The sequence below is a fragment of the Sphingobacterium sp. G1-14 genome (genome assembly GCF_002196555.1).
GTDB classification, from domain to species: domain Bacteria; phylum Bacteroidota; class Bacteroidia; order Sphingobacteriales; family Sphingobacteriaceae; genus Sphingobacterium; species Sphingobacterium siyangense.
In genome coordinates this window covers 1,103,069-1,119,851 of record NZ_CP021381.1, presented here as the reverse complement: position 1 = coordinate 1,119,851, position 16,783 = coordinate 1,103,069, and the positions used below count along the sequence as shown (strand labels likewise).

The following is a 16,783-nucleotide window of genomic DNA, read 5'->3' as shown; positions in this document are numbered from 1 at the left end:
CCATCACGTATTGTCCCATGATCAAGGGTGCACATCTTTTAATTTACAGAACCAGACGCTCAAACAGCTCCTTCAATGTTGCTTCGGGGTCCTCACATAATCCGGGATGTGATGCCGAACATTGAATCAGGGTACTCCGCTTTGCGGTCAGCCATCGAAAGCGTTCGGTGATATCCAGTGCAGCAAGTTTGCCGGCATCTTTTTCGCCGTGGCAGATTCGTTGGAAAGATGAAAGATGATTTTCGATCAATTCCAATTCAATATCCGGACAAAGCGACCGTACCTTCTGTTCATTAACAAGATAAACCATCTTCGCAAAACGATACTTACGACAATAAAGAGCTACGCCTACATTGATAAATTCCTCTCGCTCCACCCGTGGTATCAAACGTACCACAGCATACTCATATACGGTCTTTTCTGGCATCTTCTATTTGTTTTACAAAAATGGATGAATTGGCTACACGCCGTTTCAGGAAAGAAACATACACTTCGCGCGCATCGGCTGCAGAGAGCTCACGTTCGGCATCTTCCAGCCATTCATCGGGTACCACCGCCAATATTCCGCGAAATACCGCCTCCGTAAAAACGGAACGGTATTCCTGATCTATTTTCTCCACCATACTTGCATTTTTGAGCAGTACGTGATCTTTAATCTGAACAAATGGTTTTAGGGATTGTTCTTCCCAATTATCCCAACTGTGATGAAAATATAAGGAAGCGCCGTGATCTATCAACCAAAGTTCTTTATGCCATATCAGCATATTTGTATTCCGCACAGTACGGTCTACATTCATCAAGAGTGAATCTAACCAAACAATTTTCGATGCTTCCTCCGCGCCGATAGCATCGACATTCGCGTCAAATGTGATTGCTCCACTCAGAAAATGAAGTCCCAGATTTTTGCCCACACTAAATTTGAGCAGATCCTGAATTTCTTCATCGGGTTCTGTACGGCCAAAGGATTCGTTCAACTCCGCAAATACAATTTCGGGAACTCTTAATTTGAGCAATCTCGCCAGCTCTCCACCGATCAATTCCGCAATCAATGCTTTTCGTCCCTGACCTGCCCCTCTAAATTTTATAACATAACTAAAGCCATCATCGGCATCGACTAATGCGGGTAAAGACCCCCCTTCCCGAAATGGCTGAACATATCGGATGATCTCTACTTCTCTAATAACAGGTTGTTGAAAATCCATGAATTTATATTTTTACTATCTTCAAAGTTGGCAATACACCTTGCAAACTGATCAAACTTATCTAAAGTTACCGATATTTAAACGTTTGAGGATATGGGAAACGAGAAATTCACGCCATGCACTTGCACGATGCTGTTGCCCCTAGCCCCTGCGAACTTTTAATTGTGGTAATATCCAAAATTATTGTTTATATTTTAGCAATAAAGCACAAATTGTACATTCATTTGACCGTTGGAAGTATTATTTTCTAATTATATTTGTAGTGTAATCACAACTTGTCTCATCAAGTTTCTTCAATCAACGATATGGATACCATTCAGGAATATAACAGTGTTATCAAACATTGTCAGGATTTATTTATTAAAAAAACAAAAGATTATGGAACGGCATGGCGGATTATGCGCCTATCTTCCATTACGGATCAGATTTACATTAAAGCGCAACGTATACGCACGCTAGAAATCAAAAAGGTTTCCAAAGTGGGCGAAGGAATTGTTGACGAATATATCGGTATTATCAACTACTGTGTCATGGCCATGATTCAGATTGATTTGGGTGAAGATGGTGAAGAAAATTTGGATCCAACCTTTGTGAATCAGAAATATACAGAAAAGGTTACCGAGACCAGAGATCTCATGCTTGCCAAAAACCACGATTACGGTGAGGCATGGCGCGATATGCGTGTTTCTTCCATGACAGATCTGATCTTAATGAAAATACATCGCGTCAAACAAATTGAAGATAACGATGGACAAACCCTGGTCTCTGAAGGCATCCATGCCAACTATCAGGATATGCTCAATTACGCAGTTTTTGCATTAATTAAATTAGGAATCGCACAACAATAATCGGATTATGACAGCTACACAGCAGCGTACCAAAACAAATTATCTTTTAGGATTTTGCCGAATTTTTACGGGACTTCTTTTCATATTCTCAGGGTTTATTAAAGCAAATGACCCGACAGGGTTTGGCTATAAGCTTCAGGAATACTTTGAGGTCTTTCATCTCACAGCTTTTAATGAATACGCTACTGCCATCGCTGTAGTAATCTGTGGTTTTGAAATTTTGTTAGGAGCACTGTTATTACTGGGGGTCTATGCGAATACCGTTGCCTGGGGCCTGCTACTCCTGATTCTATTTTTCACTTTTCTAACCTTCTATTCGGCATTTTTTGAGGTTGTGACCTCTTGTGGCTGTTTTGGGGATGCCATCCCACTTACACCTTGGCAATCATTTTCTAAAGATCTGGTGCTCTTGGCGTTGATCCTTATTATATTTTTTAACCGAAAGCAATTACGATCAATTATCAAAGGATCAGGCAATCAATTCGTTGCTACTGTGATTACAGCGATTATCTCTTTAGGTATTGGTATCTATACCGTAAACTACCTCCCGTTTATTGATTTTTTACCCTACAAAGTTGGCAACAACTTACCTTCATTAATGGTGCTTCCTGAAGGCAAACAAGGCGATTTGTTTGAGCAAATCTATACCATGAAAAACAAAAAGACGGGCGAAACAAAAAAGGTCAATGACAAGGTCTATATGGCTGACAAGCTATGGGAAGATGAATCGTGGGAAATTATAGGTGAACCTGAGAGTAAATTGGTCAAAAAGGGATATGATATTCCTATTCCTGATCTCTTGATTACGGATGCTGACGGAGCGGACCATACGCAAGAAATCATTGCTAATCCGTATTACAATCTTGTTATCGTTGCAAAGGATCTTTCTTCGACCAATATTGATGCTGTCCAAAAGATCAATCAGGCAGCCATCCAATTAACAAAAGATTATAATGGGCTTCGTGTCGTATTATTGACTGCTTCGGCATCCAAAGACGCCCAATATCTGAGTGATAAAATGCAATTAATTGCGGAGATATTCTATGCCGATCTCATTCCTCTAAAAAGCATGGTCAGGGCAAATCCTGGTGTACTGCTCCTAAAAGGAGGTAACGTCGTCGGAAAATGGCACTATAATAACTTTCCGGATGCCAAAACCATTGAAGATAAATTTCTAAGTAAAGACAAATAGTACCTATGCCTAAACCTATATTTTTGATTGGTTATATGGGAAGTGGAAAAACTACCCTGGGTAAGAAACTTGCCACTAAACTCGAACTCCCTTTTATCGACACAGATGAGGAGATCGTAAAACAAATTGGCATGAGCATTACCGAATATTTTAGTCAACATGGCGAAGACGCATTCCGGGCATTAGAACGCGAGCAATTGCGTAAATTTTCTGAGAATGCTGCCGTAATATCTACCGGTGGTGGTGCCCCCTGTTTCTTTGACAACATGGAATGGATCAGGGCGAATGGATATGCCGTCTATTTACAGATGTCACCCAAAGCACTTTTTGACCGTCTTTCTCAATCTAAACTACACAAAAGGCCCATTCTAATCGGAAAATCACCTGAGGAACTACGGTTATTTATTGAAGAGAAGTTGATCGAAAGAGAACCTTATTATACGCAGGCGCATCTGACAATCGACCAATTAAATACCAGTGTCGAGGCACTAGCCGATCTGATTAATCAGCACAATAGATAGACAATGAATTTACGTATACGCCACTACTTCCTTTTATTGATCTGCTTTATCGTAAGCAGTTGCTTTCGTAACGGAGCCAATACGGATGGCTTGCCAGTGGGTAAACGTATACAGCTCCAAAATGTGGAGGAATTATATCAGTTTTTGACCTATGATGATAATCGTTATCCATTGGTCAGTTTGCATCGTGGTGGCCCCGCATCTGGATACCCCGAAAATGCAATCGAAACATTTTCCTATAATGCGAGCTTGCAGCCAGTCCTTGTTGAATGTGATGTTCGCATCAGTAAAGACTCAGCGCTGATATTAATGCATGACAATACGTTAAACCGAACAACCACCGGCAGAGGGCCTGTGAACGCCAGCAGTTTAACTGAGCTCAAAAAGCTTCGTCTATTGGACAATAACAAAAAGATAACGCCATATAGGATCCCCACGCTCGAAGAAGCACTTTCTTGGGGAAAAGGAAAGGTAATCTTCACCTTAGACATTAAAAATGATGTCCCTTATGAAGCCGTTATCAATGCTATTCGCAAACAAAGGGCAGAATCTATCGTAGTCATCATCACGTATAGTGCCAACCAGGCGGCCAAAGTGCACAGTCTGGCTAGCGACATCATGATTTCGGCCTCGGTCAATAACCTGGATGACCTTGCTCGTCTAAATGAAAAAGATATCCCCGACAATCGCTTGTTAGCCTTCGTCGGAACACGTGAAGCAGACCCAGCATTAACCAAAGTACTACATGACCATGGAATCATGTGCATATTGGGTACACTGGGAAACTTAGACAGACAGGCCGACAAAAAAGGCTTTCAAGTTTATGCCGGATTTATTGATCGCGGTGCAGATATATTAAGTACAGATCGACCTACAGAGGCAGGGCGAGCGCTGAATTTCTACATCAAGAAAAGAGGAATTACTTCGAAATTTATTCAGTAAGATTCCTGGACTTGCGCCTAATTCTATTCGTTTAATACTTGGATTATCTCGATATATCCCTTCAATCTTTTTTAGCACGTACAATTCTCCCGATCAATTTATAGACCTCAAACCATAACACGGATGCTGCAGCCACGGAGAGCGCTATCCCCAATTCATATCCGCTCAGGGCTGCTACAGTAAAAAATTGGGCGACCGGAGCGACATATAATATCACGGCTAAAAATAGAAGCACAGCGATCGAAATACCCACGAGCAGCAAGTTTCGGTTTTTAAAACTTTCAAGGATACTATAGTGGAAAGATCGGTTAGCATAACTCAGCAAAACATTGGCAAAGATTAAAGTGGCGAAAACCATAGCCCTCGTTTTTTCCTCTGTTCCCCCCTGCTGAACAGTAAACTGATAAACAAATAGAATTCCTATAGTGATTATCAGGCCTTGAACAATGCTTATTCCGAGCTCATTTATACTCAAAAAAGTGTCGCCCATAGCTCTAGGAGGTCGTTTCATCGTATCCTTTTCAATAGGTTCATTTTCATATACAATCGAGCAGGTGGGCCCCATGACCAATTCGAGGAAGATCACATGCACAGGGCTAAAAATCTGCGGAAATACCCAGCCTAAAAACAAAGGTAGTGATACGGTCAAAATAATGGGGATATGAATAGAAATGATGTATTGAACCGCCTTCTTGATGTTTGCGTAAATCCTTCTTCCGGCTGCTATACCAATGATTAACTTTTGTAGATCATCATTTGTGATAATTAACGCCGCGGCTGATTTTGCTATTTCAGCACCTTTATTGCCCATAGCAACGCCGATATGGGCCGCTTTTAATGCTGGGCCATCGTTTACTCCATCACCAAGCATCGCCACAACCTCCCCTTTCTTTTTCAGGGCATTTACAATAGCCAATTTAGCATCCGGAAACATTCTGGTAAATAAAGTTGTTTGCTCCGCTATCGACATAATTTCATCCCCGGACCTATTGACTATTTCACTGCCATTGATCGGTGGAGACAAAATACGAATTCCGGCCTGAGCCGCTATTGCTTTAGTCGTATCGGCATTGTCGCCAGTAATTACTTTGACTTTAATCCCGGCATCATAAATATCTTGGAACACTTCCTGGATACCTTTTTTTGGGGGATCATAAAATACGGTCAACCCTAAAAATTGGAACTCAAAATCCTGTTGCTTCGCGGGGAAATTATTGCCTTCGAATTTCGCTTTCCCCACACCCAATAGACGAAAGCCCTGCTCTCCATAGGATTTAACAATAGCCCTAATTTTATCTTTCTCACTATCGGGCAGCTTGGATACGCTAAGTATAGCCTCCGGCGCCCCTTTGGCAGCAATAATGCGATCTTTTCCTGTATTTTCGAAAAGATGGGTCATCATCGGCGGTTTACCATCTAAAGGATATTCATGAAATAATGCATATTCCTTTCTGAGGTCCTGAATTTGCGTTTTTTCATATATTTTATGCAACGTAATTTCCATGGGATCAAAAGGCACAGGCTCACTGCTCCACATCGCATAATCGATAAGCTCGCTTAAATCGGATTCATCAAACCTTTCCTGATCATAAGATGAATCCGTAGCATAATTATAGAGGTATTTCAATTGCATGGAATTCTCTGTAATAGTCCCGGTCTTATCTGTGCAAATCACTGTTGTACTGCCCAAAGTTTCAACAATACTGCTTCTTTTGATTATAATTCCCTCCCGCATGAGTTTCCATGCGCCAAGCGCCATAAAAGTCGTAAACGCAACAGGAATCTCTTCCGGCAATACAGACATGGCCAAAGTAAGTCCATTGAGCAAGCTTGCCACTAAATTGCCACTGTCAATAAAACTGTATAGACATACGATCAAAAAAATTAGGATACCGACAATGGCCATTGCCTTTACAAATTTTTGGATTTGCACCTGCAATGGTGAAATTTCTTCCTTGATATTTTTTATCGATTCTCCTATTTTTCCAACACGGGTCTCTTTACCGATTTTAGTAACTTCAAACACAGCCAGCCCTGAGACCGTAACCGTCCCGCCGTAGACCAGATTATCTTCAGATTTATTGTCCTTAAAGACGGAAAAACTCTCCCCCGTCAACGAAGATTCATTAACAGAAAAATCGTTACTATGTAAAATACGACCATCAGCGTTTATAATTCGACCTTCCTCTGTAATACAGAGATCCCCCACAACAATCTCATGTGTTGGAATTTCACTAACCTTCCCATTTCGAATCACGGTGCTTAATGGTTCATTCAGCTTTTCCAATTCCTCCAGGGCTTTTTTGCTACGATTATCCTGATAAAAAGAAATAGCCGTAACAGCAACAATAGCGACAAACATAAATACAGCCTCTCCGTAATTCCCCACAAAAACATAAATAATCGAGATGATAATCAACAGAATCAGCATAGGCTCCTTCAAAATATCCACAAGCAGTTCAAACCAGGTACTCTTGTGATTATCGCTCAATTGATTCCAACCATATTTAGCGCGAGAGGCATTAACCTCGGTTGTGGAAAGACCCTTCAGATTATCGGGAATATTATATGACATATCGAATGAACTAGGTTACCTAAATATAATGAATAATTCTTGTATCCAGGAGTTAAATCATCTGTCGACGATCATCTCCTTCACATGTAACATCATGTTACAATCTTTTATTTACAGCTTTTACTTTTTGTAAAAAAGAAAGGCTACATGACTTATCAGCAACATATTAGCATAAAATTTACCTGCTAATACTTTTCTTTTATTGCATATTTCTATTACAATGATATATTTGCGCAGAAATTCATTTGGGGACTTTGAATTTCATATTAGCCAAAAGCAATTTTACGATCATTTTTCCAGTAATGCCAAGACAGCTTCTTGCGATTGAAGTCCTTCTTTGCTACCTATGTTTTCAGATCATGTATAACACAAATAGAAGCTGGAAACTAAACATATATTGTAAAAATATTTCCGTACCTATCATAAGATATGGAATCTAAACTTGTTATGGCCCCTACAATAGTAAATTAATAATAAAAATAAGATGGTAATCTTAATTGCAGAAGATAATGAGTTGATATTACGGACGGTTGAATATAAACTGATGAAGGCAGGTCATGAGGTTATCACTACCAACAATGGAAAAGATGCAATTGAAAAGCTCAATACAATGGATCTCGATCTGATCATTACCGACATTATGATGCCATTTGCTTCGGGGATAGAAGTCCTTTCTTCCATAAAAAAGCTCGAGAAAAAAATCCCGGTTATTGTACTTTCCAACATGGGACAAGAGGAAGTCGTCATTGAAGCTTTTGACCTTGGCGCTTCAGATTTTATGGTGAAACCGTTTAGCCCAGAAGAACTCCTGTTGCGGGTCAAACGACTGACGATTAACAATCGTAATTAATCTGTATGGGGGAGACTTTTAATATAACTACGGAATATTACCAGACACACGATTCGATGCCCGAAGACTTTCCCGAGCATAATTCGCTACTTTATCATTTTCGTCCCCAGTTTTTAAACGTACCTGTAAATTTTCTAGCCAGTCGGCTAAAGCATCTAAAGCCGTTTCACCGTTTCCGAAAATGCCTTGATGCGGACGGGCCCCAGTAAACACCAATACGACGTTTCTTCTCTAAATACAACGGGACATAGCTCACGAATTTCAAAAGATAATTCTTCTGAATCAAAATCCAATGGTACAATTTTATCTTCAGCTATTTTCATCTGTTCCATAACCCATTTCTACTTTTTTTAAATCTTCCTCTGGCCAGGTAAGCAGCTCCTTCAACAGATATGTTTTTGGTCCTCCATCTGCTGTATCATCAGCAAACTGTTTTAGAAATTCCTGCAGATCACCTTCGACTTTTATTAATTTTCCATCTTGAAGAACATCATATCCCGCTGCAATCCATTCTTCGATCCTTTCCGTATTAATTTGTAGTTTCTCCATCTGCTGTATTTTGTAGTATTTTAAATGCTGCTTTTTATAACATTTAATAACACCTCACCGATTAAAATTATAATAGCCATCAATAAAAAATAGCCTGAGCACTATTAAACCTTAAAAAAGCAGCTCTCTATTATAAGAACAATACTTTAATATATATGGTTGATTTTTTTTTAGATTATCCATAAAAAAACCTACTAAAAAAGAGATAGTTACATATCATTTATTGTTTATCAAAATATTAAAAAAATCTTTGGCAAACTATTTGTTTGAACAGCGAAAGCTTTCTAATCGGAAGCACACAACTTATATTTTTTTAAATTATTATGAAAAAAGTAATTCTACCTTTTCTAACACTTTTTACGCTACTATTTGTTGCTCATCAGCAAGCAAACGCACAAACTCCCTATCGGACAGCCATTGGTCTTGGAATAGACGTCGGCGATGGTCAAACATTATTCGGTCCACAGATAAAACACAATTTTGGTGGAAATGACGCTGGAAATGCACAAGTATTATTTGGAGACAATATTACTGTTATCGGCGTGGATTATTCATACAACAAACGTATTCCTGGATCTCGAGGTCTTTCATGGTACATTGGAGTTGGTCCACAAGTATCATTTATTGATTATGGTAAATGGCACGACGACTGGTATGACGACTACCATTGGAAAGATGGCAAAACACATACTGATTTTGCGATCCGTCCAGCTTTGGGTCTAGAATTCAAAATACCTTCTGCACCATTGGCCATGCATTTCGACTGGAAACCTTGGTGGAATCTTTCTCATGGTTCTAATTTCGAGCCATCGCGTTTTTCTTTAGGATTTAAATTCGTTTTGAAATAGCATAACGCGGATATAAATAACAAAAATCCTGCTCATCATCGGTGTGGCAGGATTTTTTGTTTTCACCATTAAGGTGTTTTTATCTTTACACCAACAAAGTATCTCCTTGGCATGTTAGGGCCATAAATGTAATTGCTATCGCGATTTTTCCCGGTATCAAAATCAGTTTGATATGCGTTAAAAATATTTTTTACCCCTGCATAAAGTTCAATGATATTTTTGTATTTCGGTAAGTTAAATGCATAAGCTACTTTACTATTGAGCTCCGAAAAGGCTCTTGTCCGTACCATTTGATCGTCAGGAAAATTATCTGCTCCCCCGACATGGGCAATACGCATGTTTCCCGTATAAACATAGTTTAAATTGATTGTGCAGGGTTTACTTGCTGTAATATTGAGGTTGGCAAAACCATATTCGTTGGGTGTCCGCAAAAATGATCGAATTGGAGCTACTCCTTCCAAATACGACACCGGACTATCATACTTGCTTTGCTGCACTGTCAATCCAGTTTCCAACTGAATCTTCTTAGCATAATTTGCACGTAATTCCAATGTTCCTCCGGCTACTGTTGCGTTGTTTCCATTTCGCTTTTCAAAAATCTTCCCAAAATTATCTGCACCGATTTCCTCAAGTACAAATGCATTATTCAGGTGCGTATAAAATCCTTCCAAGGTGAAGCCTGCTATCCACGTTTCACTTGCTTTGTCGTAGTTTATCGAACCACTCAGGCTTTTTGAACGCTCCTCCCTTAAATCAGGAGATAACTGTACACGCGATACGCCGCCACCAGCAAATGCGATATGCAGGTCGGTGTCAAATGCCTGTGGCGCTCTAAAGCCGGTTCCATAGCTTAATCGAAATTGTGTTGTAGGGGCATATTTATAAAGGAGTGCTATTCGCGGACTGACAACAACTTTATGCAATAAATTATGTTTGTCAACCCGAACACCCGATAATACATTAAACTTAGCAGCCAAATCCCAATCACTTTGAAAGAAGCTTCCCCAATCTTTGGTATGCTGATCCACGAGATAATTATAACTCGGAATTTCGTCATAAACTTTGTCAGAAACATACTCCGATCCAATGGTCAATACATTACGACCATTAAAGAAATTGCGGATCTCATGATTCAATTGAAAACCTCCCTGAAGCGTTGTTGTTTTAGAATCCCCATAAGGTGGATGCTTGAGATGGTTTTCAATCGCCTCAGGATCATCTGGAAATACGCCGGTATAATGTTTTCTATTGGTATTTTGAAAAGCAGTATAGACGATGAATGCCGATTTATCTTGATTGAAGTTAATCTGATAATCCGTGCTTCCCATCCAAATTTTATGATGCCGCTCTTCTGACTGCAGTGTTAAATACGCAGGTTTATCGGTCATTTCACCACCGAACCGATATTCATTCAGGTTGCTTAAGGAGACTTCTAATTTTTGATTATCTGAAAACTGATAGAATGAATTAATTCCTAAAGAGGTATTTTCAATTTTGGGCATTTCAGAAAAATTATCACCATTTGCATCGTAGAAACCACGATCCCGCTTGTTGAAGAAGAATGAAGTTCCGGCATTCCCCTTCTCGTTCACTAATGTTGCATTACCCCCGAGGTTAAAATCATTTGTCCCCCCACCTATACGCTGATAGAAAGAATTGATTTCATAGCTGTTTGCCCGTGGGAGCTTTGTAATCACATTCACCGTTCCGCCAATTGCGCTTGAACCATACAATGAAGAGCCACCCCCGCGAACGACTTCAATTTTTTCAATCATATTGACCGGTAGTTGCTCCATACCATAGAGTCCCATCAACGGACTGAAAATTGGCCGACCGTTAATCAGAATCTGTGAATAACCACCCTGAAGTCCATTCATCCGCAATTGCGTATAGTTACAGGTCTGACAGTCTGTTTCTACGCGCAATCCGGGTTGAAACTTCAAACCCTCCGAAAGATTACACACTTGTAGATTGTCCAAAGTCTTGCTATCTAAAACATTTACCATTACAGGACTCTCTGTTTTGCGTTTAAATGTTTTGGTACCCGTTACCACAATTTCATCCAGTAAAAGTTCAGCCCCATCTAACTGAATATCTTTGGTCAATACCCCTGGACCGACTTTTACTGAATCACGGAATTCCTTAAATCCAATGTGTTTTACTTCCACTTCCCAGGTACCATGGGGGATACTTTCAACGATATACCTTCCCGAATTGTTCGACTTGGTACCTATCTGTAATTTTGGAATAACAACGGATGCTGCTCCTAACGGCACACCATTCTTATCGTAAACCTTACCAGTAATCTTACCTGTTTGTCCAAAGGAAATAAATCCTGTAAGCACCATGGCTATTGTCAAATGAGCACTGTACCCTTTCATCATGTTTTGCTTTTTTATATTTATAAGTTTAGATTAGCAAATCTAACAAGTTAGATTATACTAACAAAATAATTATAACATAATTATTAGACACGGCTAATATTTAATAAATTTGTCTTATGATTTCACAGACCGAAGAGAATTACTTAAAAGCATTGTATAACCTCACTTACCTAAAGGGTGATGCGAATGTCAATGAAATAAGTAAAAGGCTCGACATCAAGATGCCCACAGTAAATAGTATGATGAAAAAACTAGCCGACAAAGGTTTCGTTCATTATGAAAGCTATAAACCATTGCGGCTAACTGAAGAAGGAAAGAAAGAAGCCGCCCTTATTATCCGGAAACATCGACTTACTGAAATGTATCTGGTTGAGAAAATGGAGTTTGCCTGGGATGAAGTCCATCAGATTGCTGAACAGATTGAGCATATACATTCGCCCGAATTTTTCAGTAAAATGGATGAGTTATTGGGTTATCCGACGGTGGATCCCCACGGGTCGCCAATTCCCGATTCTAATGGGGTTATGCCTTTGGAAAACTATGTGTTTCTAAATAGTTGTAAAGCAGGTGATATAGTTACATTAATGGCGGTTCAGCCATCTTCTAAGGAGCTTTTACAATATTTGACAGCGAAAAATCTCGAGCTCGGTACGACTTTAACAATCAAATCAATAGAACCGTTTGATGCTAGCATCACAGTGGGATACAAAGACAGGCCAATAGAAGTCCTAAGCAGCAAAGTCACCGCAACACTACTTGTACGCCTTATCGCCTAAACTAGGAGAGAATGAGATCAAAATGTTATTTTTTGAAATGAAATCTACTGTTATTTCTCTTTGTTAAGAAAACAATTGTTAGACATAACTAACAACAAAAAGTAAATCTTTAAAATGCTAAACCCGGAGAATCTATAGAAATACGATAAATTATCACTCTCTACAGTTCAACTATCAAGTTGTAAAAATTGAGCGTTTATTCTTCAATTTGATACTTGATCGGTTGCCCGGTAGCAATCTCCCGTTCCAATATCTGTTCCGGAGAAAGATGTTCCAAAAACATAATCAGCGCCCTTAGGCTATTGCCGTGCGCAACAACGAGTACATTTTTACCTTCTTTCAATTTGGGTGCTATAAAACGTTCATAATATGGAATAACACGTTCGTATGTATCTTTAAGGCTCTCACCTCCAGGCGGAGGCACATCAAAAGATCTGCGCCAGATATGCACCTGTTCAGCACCATATTTTTCGGCTGTTTCGGCCTTATTCAAGCCCTCAAGCTTTCCATAACCTCGTTCATTCAAAGCAGCGTCTATAACAATGGGGATGTGAGGATCGCCCATTTCATGCAAAATAATCCTTAACGTATGCTGTGCTCTTATAAGTGTTGAGGTATACGCTATATCAATTGGTTCATTTGCCAAAGCCAGTCCTGCCTGTCGAGCTTCCTCTTGTCCCAATTCAGTAATATCCACATCTTGCCATCCCGTAAAGCGATTTTCTAAATTCCATTGCGACTGACCATGCCGGACTAAAAAAAGTTTTGCCATTATTTATCCAAAGTTTTTCTAAACGGTCTCTCACTACGCACCAACATCATATATAATAGCGATACATTCTATTTTGTTTTATTTATACCACTAAGTCCTTGTCTAATCATCTAAACCTGGGATCGAAGTACGTCAATATCAAACGACAGGTCCCTTAGTTAAACCAATATACTGACATATTCTGTTCCCCTATTATTTGTAAAAGCTTATCGGTTATATCTGGGAACAGCAACTAATTTTACGGTGAAAATTATCCTCACTCTCAAAAAAATAAAAAAAATAAACACCTGTAAATCAACAAAATAAAACAGAATAAATTATTTAACATATTTTAATTCTACATAATGTAGAATATATTCTATATTTGTAGTATGAATAAATTATCAGCTACGGAAGAACAATTGATGGGCTACATCTGGGACATGAAAAAAGCTTTTATGAAAGATCTTATGGAAGCGTATTCTGAACCTAAACCGGCGCCAACAACTGTTGCTACATTATTGAAGAGAATGACTGAAAAGGGAGCGATATCTTATGTGCTTTATGGAAATTCGAGAGAGTATTATCCACTAATCGATAAAGACAGCTATTATTTAGCACATGTAAATGATATCGTAGAAAGCTACTTCGACAATTCAGCATTAAAATTTGCTTCTTTTTTCACTAAACAATCTCAGCTGAGCAAAGAGCAATTGGAGGAACTGAAAAATATAATTGATTCCGAAATTAAAAACAAAGAGACATGATGCTATATATTGGAAAACTGATAGCCTGTTCGGGTTTACTCTATCTTATTTATTGGTCAATACTACGCAACCAAAAACTACTGCTATTCAACCGTTGTTATTTACTCGGGATTATCCCCGTATCTGTCATCATTCCATTGTTACAGATCGCTGTCCCATTTGATGTTTTCAACTTACTGAACGACAGAAATAGTGATGTTACCCCTGCGGGGCCGATCATTAAACAGCCCGCAACAGATTCAGCGCTCTTCAATAATTATCACGTCGATTGGTACGATGTCGCTCTGCTGATGTATGTAATTGCCACCATTGCATTACTTCTGAGACAAATATGGTTATACCGCAAATTCCTATATTATATCCGAAGTGCCACACCAACCCATGAACAGTCTGTTTATTGTATACATGGTTTAAAAACACCCTTTTCCTTTTTTCAAAAAATTTATGTTCCCAAAGATGCCTATCAACAGGGCGGTATTGATCAGTCAATTATAACGCATGAACGGGCCCATGCCAATCAACGCCATTCGATGGATGTACTTTTCATACAGATTTTGGGTATACTTCTGTGGTTCAATCCCTTCATTTATCTCATTCAGAAATCGATCCGACAAACTCATGAATACCTTGCAGATAATGCCGTAGTCAAGATTCATGAAAAGTTAAGATACCAACATTTGATTATCGAGTGGAGCATGTCCACCCCTGATATAAACACATTACCGGCCAGTAATTTTAATTTCTTAACAACAAAAAAACGATTAATTATGTTACAAAAAAGAACAACCCGAAGTAAACTCTTGCTAATGCCCGGGCTTACTTTATTACTGACAGTAGCGATATCTACGTTGTTTTCAACACATGTGGAAGCACAGAAAACAACGCCGACCACGACAAAAAAAGCAGCGGCTGCCAACACCGCAATAACGCCGCCTGCATCAAAGCAACCGGCTGCTCCTAAAACTAGTGGAAGATCTCCTAAATCACCGACAAAAGAAATGGTTCCGCCAATGATATCCCAGCGCAGGTCTTCTTCCCAACAAGAAGGTAATGTACGTTCCCCGGAACCTCGGAAAAGACCTGCTCCACCTCAAAATTCCCCAAAAATAATCGATGAGGTACATGTTGAGCGAATCAAATTTGCGGAGCCTCAAAAAGAGTCTACTCCATCAAAAAGAGTTTCACCGATAGTCGAAGAAGTGCAAGTAGCACCTAAAATTGAGGAAGTCAAGGTCGAGAATATTCAACCGCGTCAACCAAAACGTATCAATCTTTCTGCGAATGCGACTGTCAGTTCAAATCAAGATCAAAAAGATATTCAAGTTAAGGAGGAAACACCCGTAAAGATCGTCCTTAAAATGAAACCCGAAGTAGAAGTAAAATCTGTAAACAAAAAATAGATAGCAGAATTCTTAGGAATACAATAAGAGGAATACAATTCCTCTTATTGCGATATGTCTACCCCTCACAATTACTCACCTATAAACCAGAATGTTGTTTAGATCATTCAAAATTTAATGTACCAACTCTTCTTATAGATAGTGATATAATCTAAAATCAAGTTAAAAACAAACATCAGTATTTTCCAAAATATAATTAAGGATTGGATTCGGGTTTACAAAAACGATAAATTCTACTGTAGTTTATTTTTAAAGCAATCGTTTGCGTAAAAAAATTGTATAAAAACCAAATAACAAATCGGTAACATTGTAGAAGAGTACCAGTAGTATACCAACAATATACTTCTAATATACTTGTTGTATTCATCTGCTATCATTAAGATAATACTGCTACTATACGGTATGATACCCAATTATTAAATTCTGATCAGGAGGAATTTGGTTTTAAATACAAGTTTAAATTATGGAGGCATGTAAAAATGATGAGTTGGCCTTACTGCGCGCTCTTAAGTCGAGCAATCATAAGGCATTTGAGGTGCTCTACTATCGCTATAGCCCTAGACTTTACCGCCATATACTTAACCTAGTCAAAATACCTGCCTGTGCAGAAGAAATCCTTCAGGATGTATTTCAGAAATTATGGGAGAGGCGCGGTGAAATAGACCCCGACAAGTCCTTTCAGTCTTATCTCTTCACTATTGCTAAACACCTCGTGTATGATTTCTTTCATAAAGAGATCAAAAATCGAAATCTAAAAGAGTTGATTATTTCCATTTCAACATCAGACTATTCCCACATTGAGGAGGAATATGCGTACAAAGAGTCTAAAAAAATTGTCAATCAAGCCATTGAAAACTTATCTCCAAAACGCAAACTCATTTATACCTTATGCAAAATAGAGGGGAAAACCTATGAGGAGGTCAGTAGTTCCTTAGGTATCTCCACTTCTACGATCAGTGACCATATCGTGAAAGCTACAAAACAGATTCAGAGCTTCTGTTTGAGCAAGGAAATTACACCGTCCCTGTTAATTGCTCTTATCAGTGCCGTATTAAATCAAAAATAAGACACTCGCTGTTTCTATCGACAAACAGGTCACTTCCATAGGTATTCAAACAGCCCTTTTTAAATCCTTTTCTTTTTTTTACTTTTTTTTAAAATCAGAGCAGAGGACAGGC

Annotated in this window: 17 protein-coding genes; 10 read left to right on the top strand and 7 right to left on the bottom strand. The window is 39.0% G+C overall.

What is annotated here, in order from left to right; translation table 11 throughout:
- Window positions 1–43 precede the first annotated feature (43 nt).
- Together CBM24_RS04800 and CBM24_RS04795 are read right to left on the bottom strand one after the other, a co-directional pair.
- Window positions 44–427 (bottom strand): DUF3037 domain-containing protein, encoded by a 384-nt coding sequence (locus CBM24_RS04800; protein WP_075991213.1) that lies wholly within the window; start codon window positions 425–427, stop codon window positions 44–46.
- Complete coding sequence (locus CBM24_RS04795; protein WP_075991212.1) at window positions 405–1,202, bottom strand: HipA family kinase; 798 nt, start codon at window positions 1,200–1,202, stop codon at window positions 405–407. Before CBM24_RS04795 ends, CBM24_RS04800 begins: the two co-directional genes overlap by 23 nt.
- 305 nt (window positions 1,203–1,507) lie before the next feature.
- On the opposite strand from CBM24_RS04795, the gene CBM24_RS04790 reads away from it, so the two are divergent.
- Genes CBM24_RS04790 through CBM24_RS04775 form a run of 4 tightly spaced genes read left to right on the top strand, consistent with a single transcriptional unit; the run spans window position 1,508 to window position 4,705 of the window.
- Window positions 1,508–2,050: a DUF1599 domain-containing protein gene (locus CBM24_RS04790; protein ID WP_088163452.1), complete on the top strand. Its 543-nt coding sequence runs from the start codon at window positions 1,508–1,510 to the stop codon at window positions 2,048–2,050.
- A gap of 7 nt (window positions 2,051–2,057) precedes the next feature.
- Window positions 2,058–3,242 carry a BT_3928 family protein gene (locus tag CBM24_RS04785; protein ID WP_088160357.1) on the top strand — a complete coding sequence of 395 codons (1,185 nt, stop codon included), beginning with the start codon at window positions 2,058–2,060 and terminating at the stop codon, window positions 3,240–3,242.
- A 5-nt stretch (window positions 3,243–3,247) separates the two neighbouring features.
- Window positions 3,248–3,763, top strand: coding sequence for a shikimate kinase (locus CBM24_RS04780; RefSeq protein ID WP_088160356.1), 516 nt, complete (start codon window positions 3,248–3,250; stop codon window positions 3,761–3,763).
- A gap of 3 nt (window positions 3,764–3,766) precedes the next feature.
- On the top strand, window positions 3,767–4,705 hold the full coding sequence (locus tag CBM24_RS04775) for a glycerophosphodiester phosphodiesterase family protein (RefSeq protein ID WP_088160355.1): 939 nt from the start codon (window positions 3,767–3,769) through the stop codon (window positions 4,703–4,705).
- A 61-nt stretch (window positions 4,706–4,766) separates the two neighbouring features.
- Here the strand turns inward: CBM24_RS04775 and CBM24_RS04770 are convergent, their stop codons facing one another.
- Window positions 4,767–7,280: a cation-translocating P-type ATPase gene (locus CBM24_RS04770; protein WP_088160354.1), complete on the bottom strand. Its 2,514-nt coding sequence runs from the start codon at window positions 7,278–7,280 to the stop codon at window positions 4,767–4,769.
- Window positions 7,281–7,764: 484 nt separating this feature from the next.
- Here CBM24_RS04770 and CBM24_RS04765 point away from each other — a divergent pair, with 484 nt between their 5' ends.
- Window positions 7,765–8,130: a response regulator transcription factor gene (locus tag CBM24_RS04765; RefSeq protein WP_088160353.1), complete on the top strand. Its 366-nt coding sequence runs from the start codon at window positions 7,765–7,767 to the stop codon at window positions 8,128–8,130.
- Window positions 8,131–8,285: 155 nt separating this feature from the next.
- Here the strand turns inward: CBM24_RS04765 and CBM24_RS27175 are convergent, their stop codons facing one another.
- Window positions 8,286–8,462 (bottom strand): hypothetical protein, encoded by a 177-nt coding sequence (locus CBM24_RS27175; RefSeq protein ID WP_157698370.1) that lies wholly within the window; start codon window positions 8,460–8,462, stop codon window positions 8,286–8,288.
- Window positions 8,440–8,679: a hypothetical protein gene (locus CBM24_RS04755; protein WP_070564711.1), complete on the bottom strand. Its 240-nt coding sequence runs from the start codon at window positions 8,677–8,679 to the stop codon at window positions 8,440–8,442. The genes CBM24_RS27175 and CBM24_RS04755 overlap by 23 nt, the downstream gene beginning before the upstream one ends.
- A 323-nt stretch (window positions 8,680–9,002) precedes the next feature.
- Between CBM24_RS04755 and CBM24_RS04750 the strand changes: the two genes are divergently transcribed.
- Complete coding sequence (locus CBM24_RS04750) at window positions 9,003–9,527, top strand: hypothetical protein (protein ID WP_070564708.1); 525 nt, start codon at window positions 9,003–9,005, stop codon at window positions 9,525–9,527.
- A gap of 68 nt (window positions 9,528–9,595) precedes the next feature.
- On the opposite strand, the gene CBM24_RS04745 is transcribed toward CBM24_RS04750, so the two are convergent.
- On the bottom strand, window positions 9,596–11,911 hold the full coding sequence (locus CBM24_RS04745) for a TonB-dependent receptor domain-containing protein (RefSeq protein ID WP_198386037.1): 2,316 nt from the start codon (window positions 11,909–11,911) through the stop codon (window positions 9,596–9,598).
- A 116-nt stretch (window positions 11,912–12,027) separates the two neighbouring features.
- On the opposite strand from CBM24_RS04745, the gene CBM24_RS04740 reads away from it, so the two are divergent.
- A complete protein-coding gene (locus tag CBM24_RS04740; RefSeq protein ID WP_088160351.1) occupies window positions 12,028–12,687 on the top strand; it encodes a metal-dependent transcriptional regulator in 660 nt (219 codons plus the stop codon).
- A 196-nt stretch (window positions 12,688–12,883) separates the two neighbouring features.
- Here the strand turns inward: CBM24_RS04740 and CBM24_RS04735 are convergent, their stop codons facing one another.
- Window positions 12,884–13,459, bottom strand: coding sequence for a 2,3-bisphosphoglycerate-dependent phosphoglycerate mutase (locus CBM24_RS04735; RefSeq protein ID WP_088160350.1), 576 nt, complete (start codon window positions 13,457–13,459; stop codon window positions 12,884–12,886).
- 371 nt (window positions 13,460–13,830) lie between these two features.
- Between CBM24_RS04735 and CBM24_RS04730 the strand changes: the two genes are divergently transcribed.
- From CBM24_RS04730 to CBM24_RS04720, 3 genes are all read left to right on the top strand, one after another.
- Window positions 13,831–14,205 (top strand): BlaI/MecI/CopY family transcriptional regulator, encoded by a 375-nt coding sequence (locus CBM24_RS04730; RefSeq protein WP_070564700.1) that lies wholly within the window; start codon window positions 13,831–13,833, stop codon window positions 14,203–14,205.
- Window positions 14,202–15,605, top strand: coding sequence for a M56 family metallopeptidase (locus tag CBM24_RS04725; RefSeq protein ID WP_088160349.1), 1,404 nt, complete (start codon window positions 14,202–14,204; stop codon window positions 15,603–15,605). The genes CBM24_RS04730 and CBM24_RS04725 overlap by 4 nt, the downstream gene beginning before the upstream one ends.
- A gap of 463 nt (window positions 15,606–16,068) precedes the next feature.
- Window positions 16,069–16,671 (top strand): RNA polymerase sigma factor, encoded by a 603-nt coding sequence (locus tag CBM24_RS04720; RefSeq protein WP_075991205.1) that lies wholly within the window; start codon window positions 16,069–16,071, stop codon window positions 16,669–16,671.
- The last annotated feature ends 112 nt before the right edge of the window (window positions 16,672–16,783 follow it).

Excerpts from the sequence above, each read along its gene's own strand:
- CBM24_RS04790 (WP_088163452.1), top strand. The coding sequence starts at position 1,508 with ATGGATACCATTCAGGAATATAACAGTGTTATCAAACATTGTCAGGAT.
- CBM24_RS04720 (WP_075991205.1), top strand. The coding sequence starts at position 16,069 with ATGGAGGCATGTAAAAATGATGAGTTGGCCTTACTGCGCGCTCTTAAG.
- CBM24_RS04770 (WP_088160354.1), bottom strand. The coding sequence starts at position 7,280 with ATGTCATATAATATTCCCGATAATCTGAAGGGTCTTTCCACAACCGAG.
- CBM24_RS04785 (WP_088160357.1), top strand. The coding sequence starts at position 2,058 with ATGACAGCTACACAGCAGCGTACCAAAACAAATTATCTTTTAGGATTT.
- CBM24_RS04740 (WP_088160351.1), top strand. The coding sequence starts at position 12,028 with ATGATTTCACAGACCGAAGAGAATTACTTAAAAGCATTGTATAACCTC.
- CBM24_RS27175 (WP_157698370.1), bottom strand. The coding sequence starts at position 8,462 with ATGGAACAGATGAAAATAGCTGAAGATAAAATTGTACCATTGGATTTT.
- CBM24_RS04750 (WP_070564708.1), top strand. The coding sequence starts at position 9,003 with ATGAAAAAAGTAATTCTACCTTTTCTAACACTTTTTACGCTACTATTT.
- CBM24_RS04775 (WP_088160355.1), top strand. The coding sequence starts at position 3,767 with ATGAATTTACGTATACGCCACTACTTCCTTTTATTGATCTGCTTTATC.
- CBM24_RS04800 (WP_075991213.1), bottom strand. The coding sequence starts at position 427 with ATGCCAGAAAAGACCGTATATGAGTATGCTGTGGTACGTTTGATACCA.
- CBM24_RS04755 (WP_070564711.1), bottom strand. The coding sequence starts at position 8,679 with ATGGAGAAACTACAAATTAATACGGAAAGGATCGAAGAATGGATTGCA.
- CBM24_RS04725 (WP_088160349.1), top strand. The coding sequence starts at position 14,202 with ATGATGCTATATATTGGAAAACTGATAGCCTGTTCGGGTTTACTCTAT.
- CBM24_RS04730 (WP_070564700.1), top strand. The coding sequence starts at position 13,831 with ATGAATAAATTATCAGCTACGGAAGAACAATTGATGGGCTACATCTGG.
- CBM24_RS04765 (WP_088160353.1), top strand. The coding sequence starts at position 7,765 with ATGGTAATCTTAATTGCAGAAGATAATGAGTTGATATTACGGACGGTT.
- CBM24_RS04795 (WP_075991212.1), bottom strand. The coding sequence starts at position 1,202 with ATGGATTTTCAACAACCTGTTATTAGAGAAGTAGAGATCATCCGATAT.
- CBM24_RS04735 (WP_088160350.1), bottom strand. The coding sequence starts at position 13,459 with ATGGCAAAACTTTTTTTAGTCCGGCATGGTCAGTCGCAATGGAATTTA.
- CBM24_RS04745 (WP_198386037.1), bottom strand. The coding sequence starts at position 11,911 with ATGATGAAAGGGTACAGTGCTCATTTGACAATAGCCATGGTGCTTACA.
- CBM24_RS04780 (WP_088160356.1), top strand. The coding sequence starts at position 3,248 with ATGCCTAAACCTATATTTTTGATTGGTTATATGGGAAGTGGAAAAACT.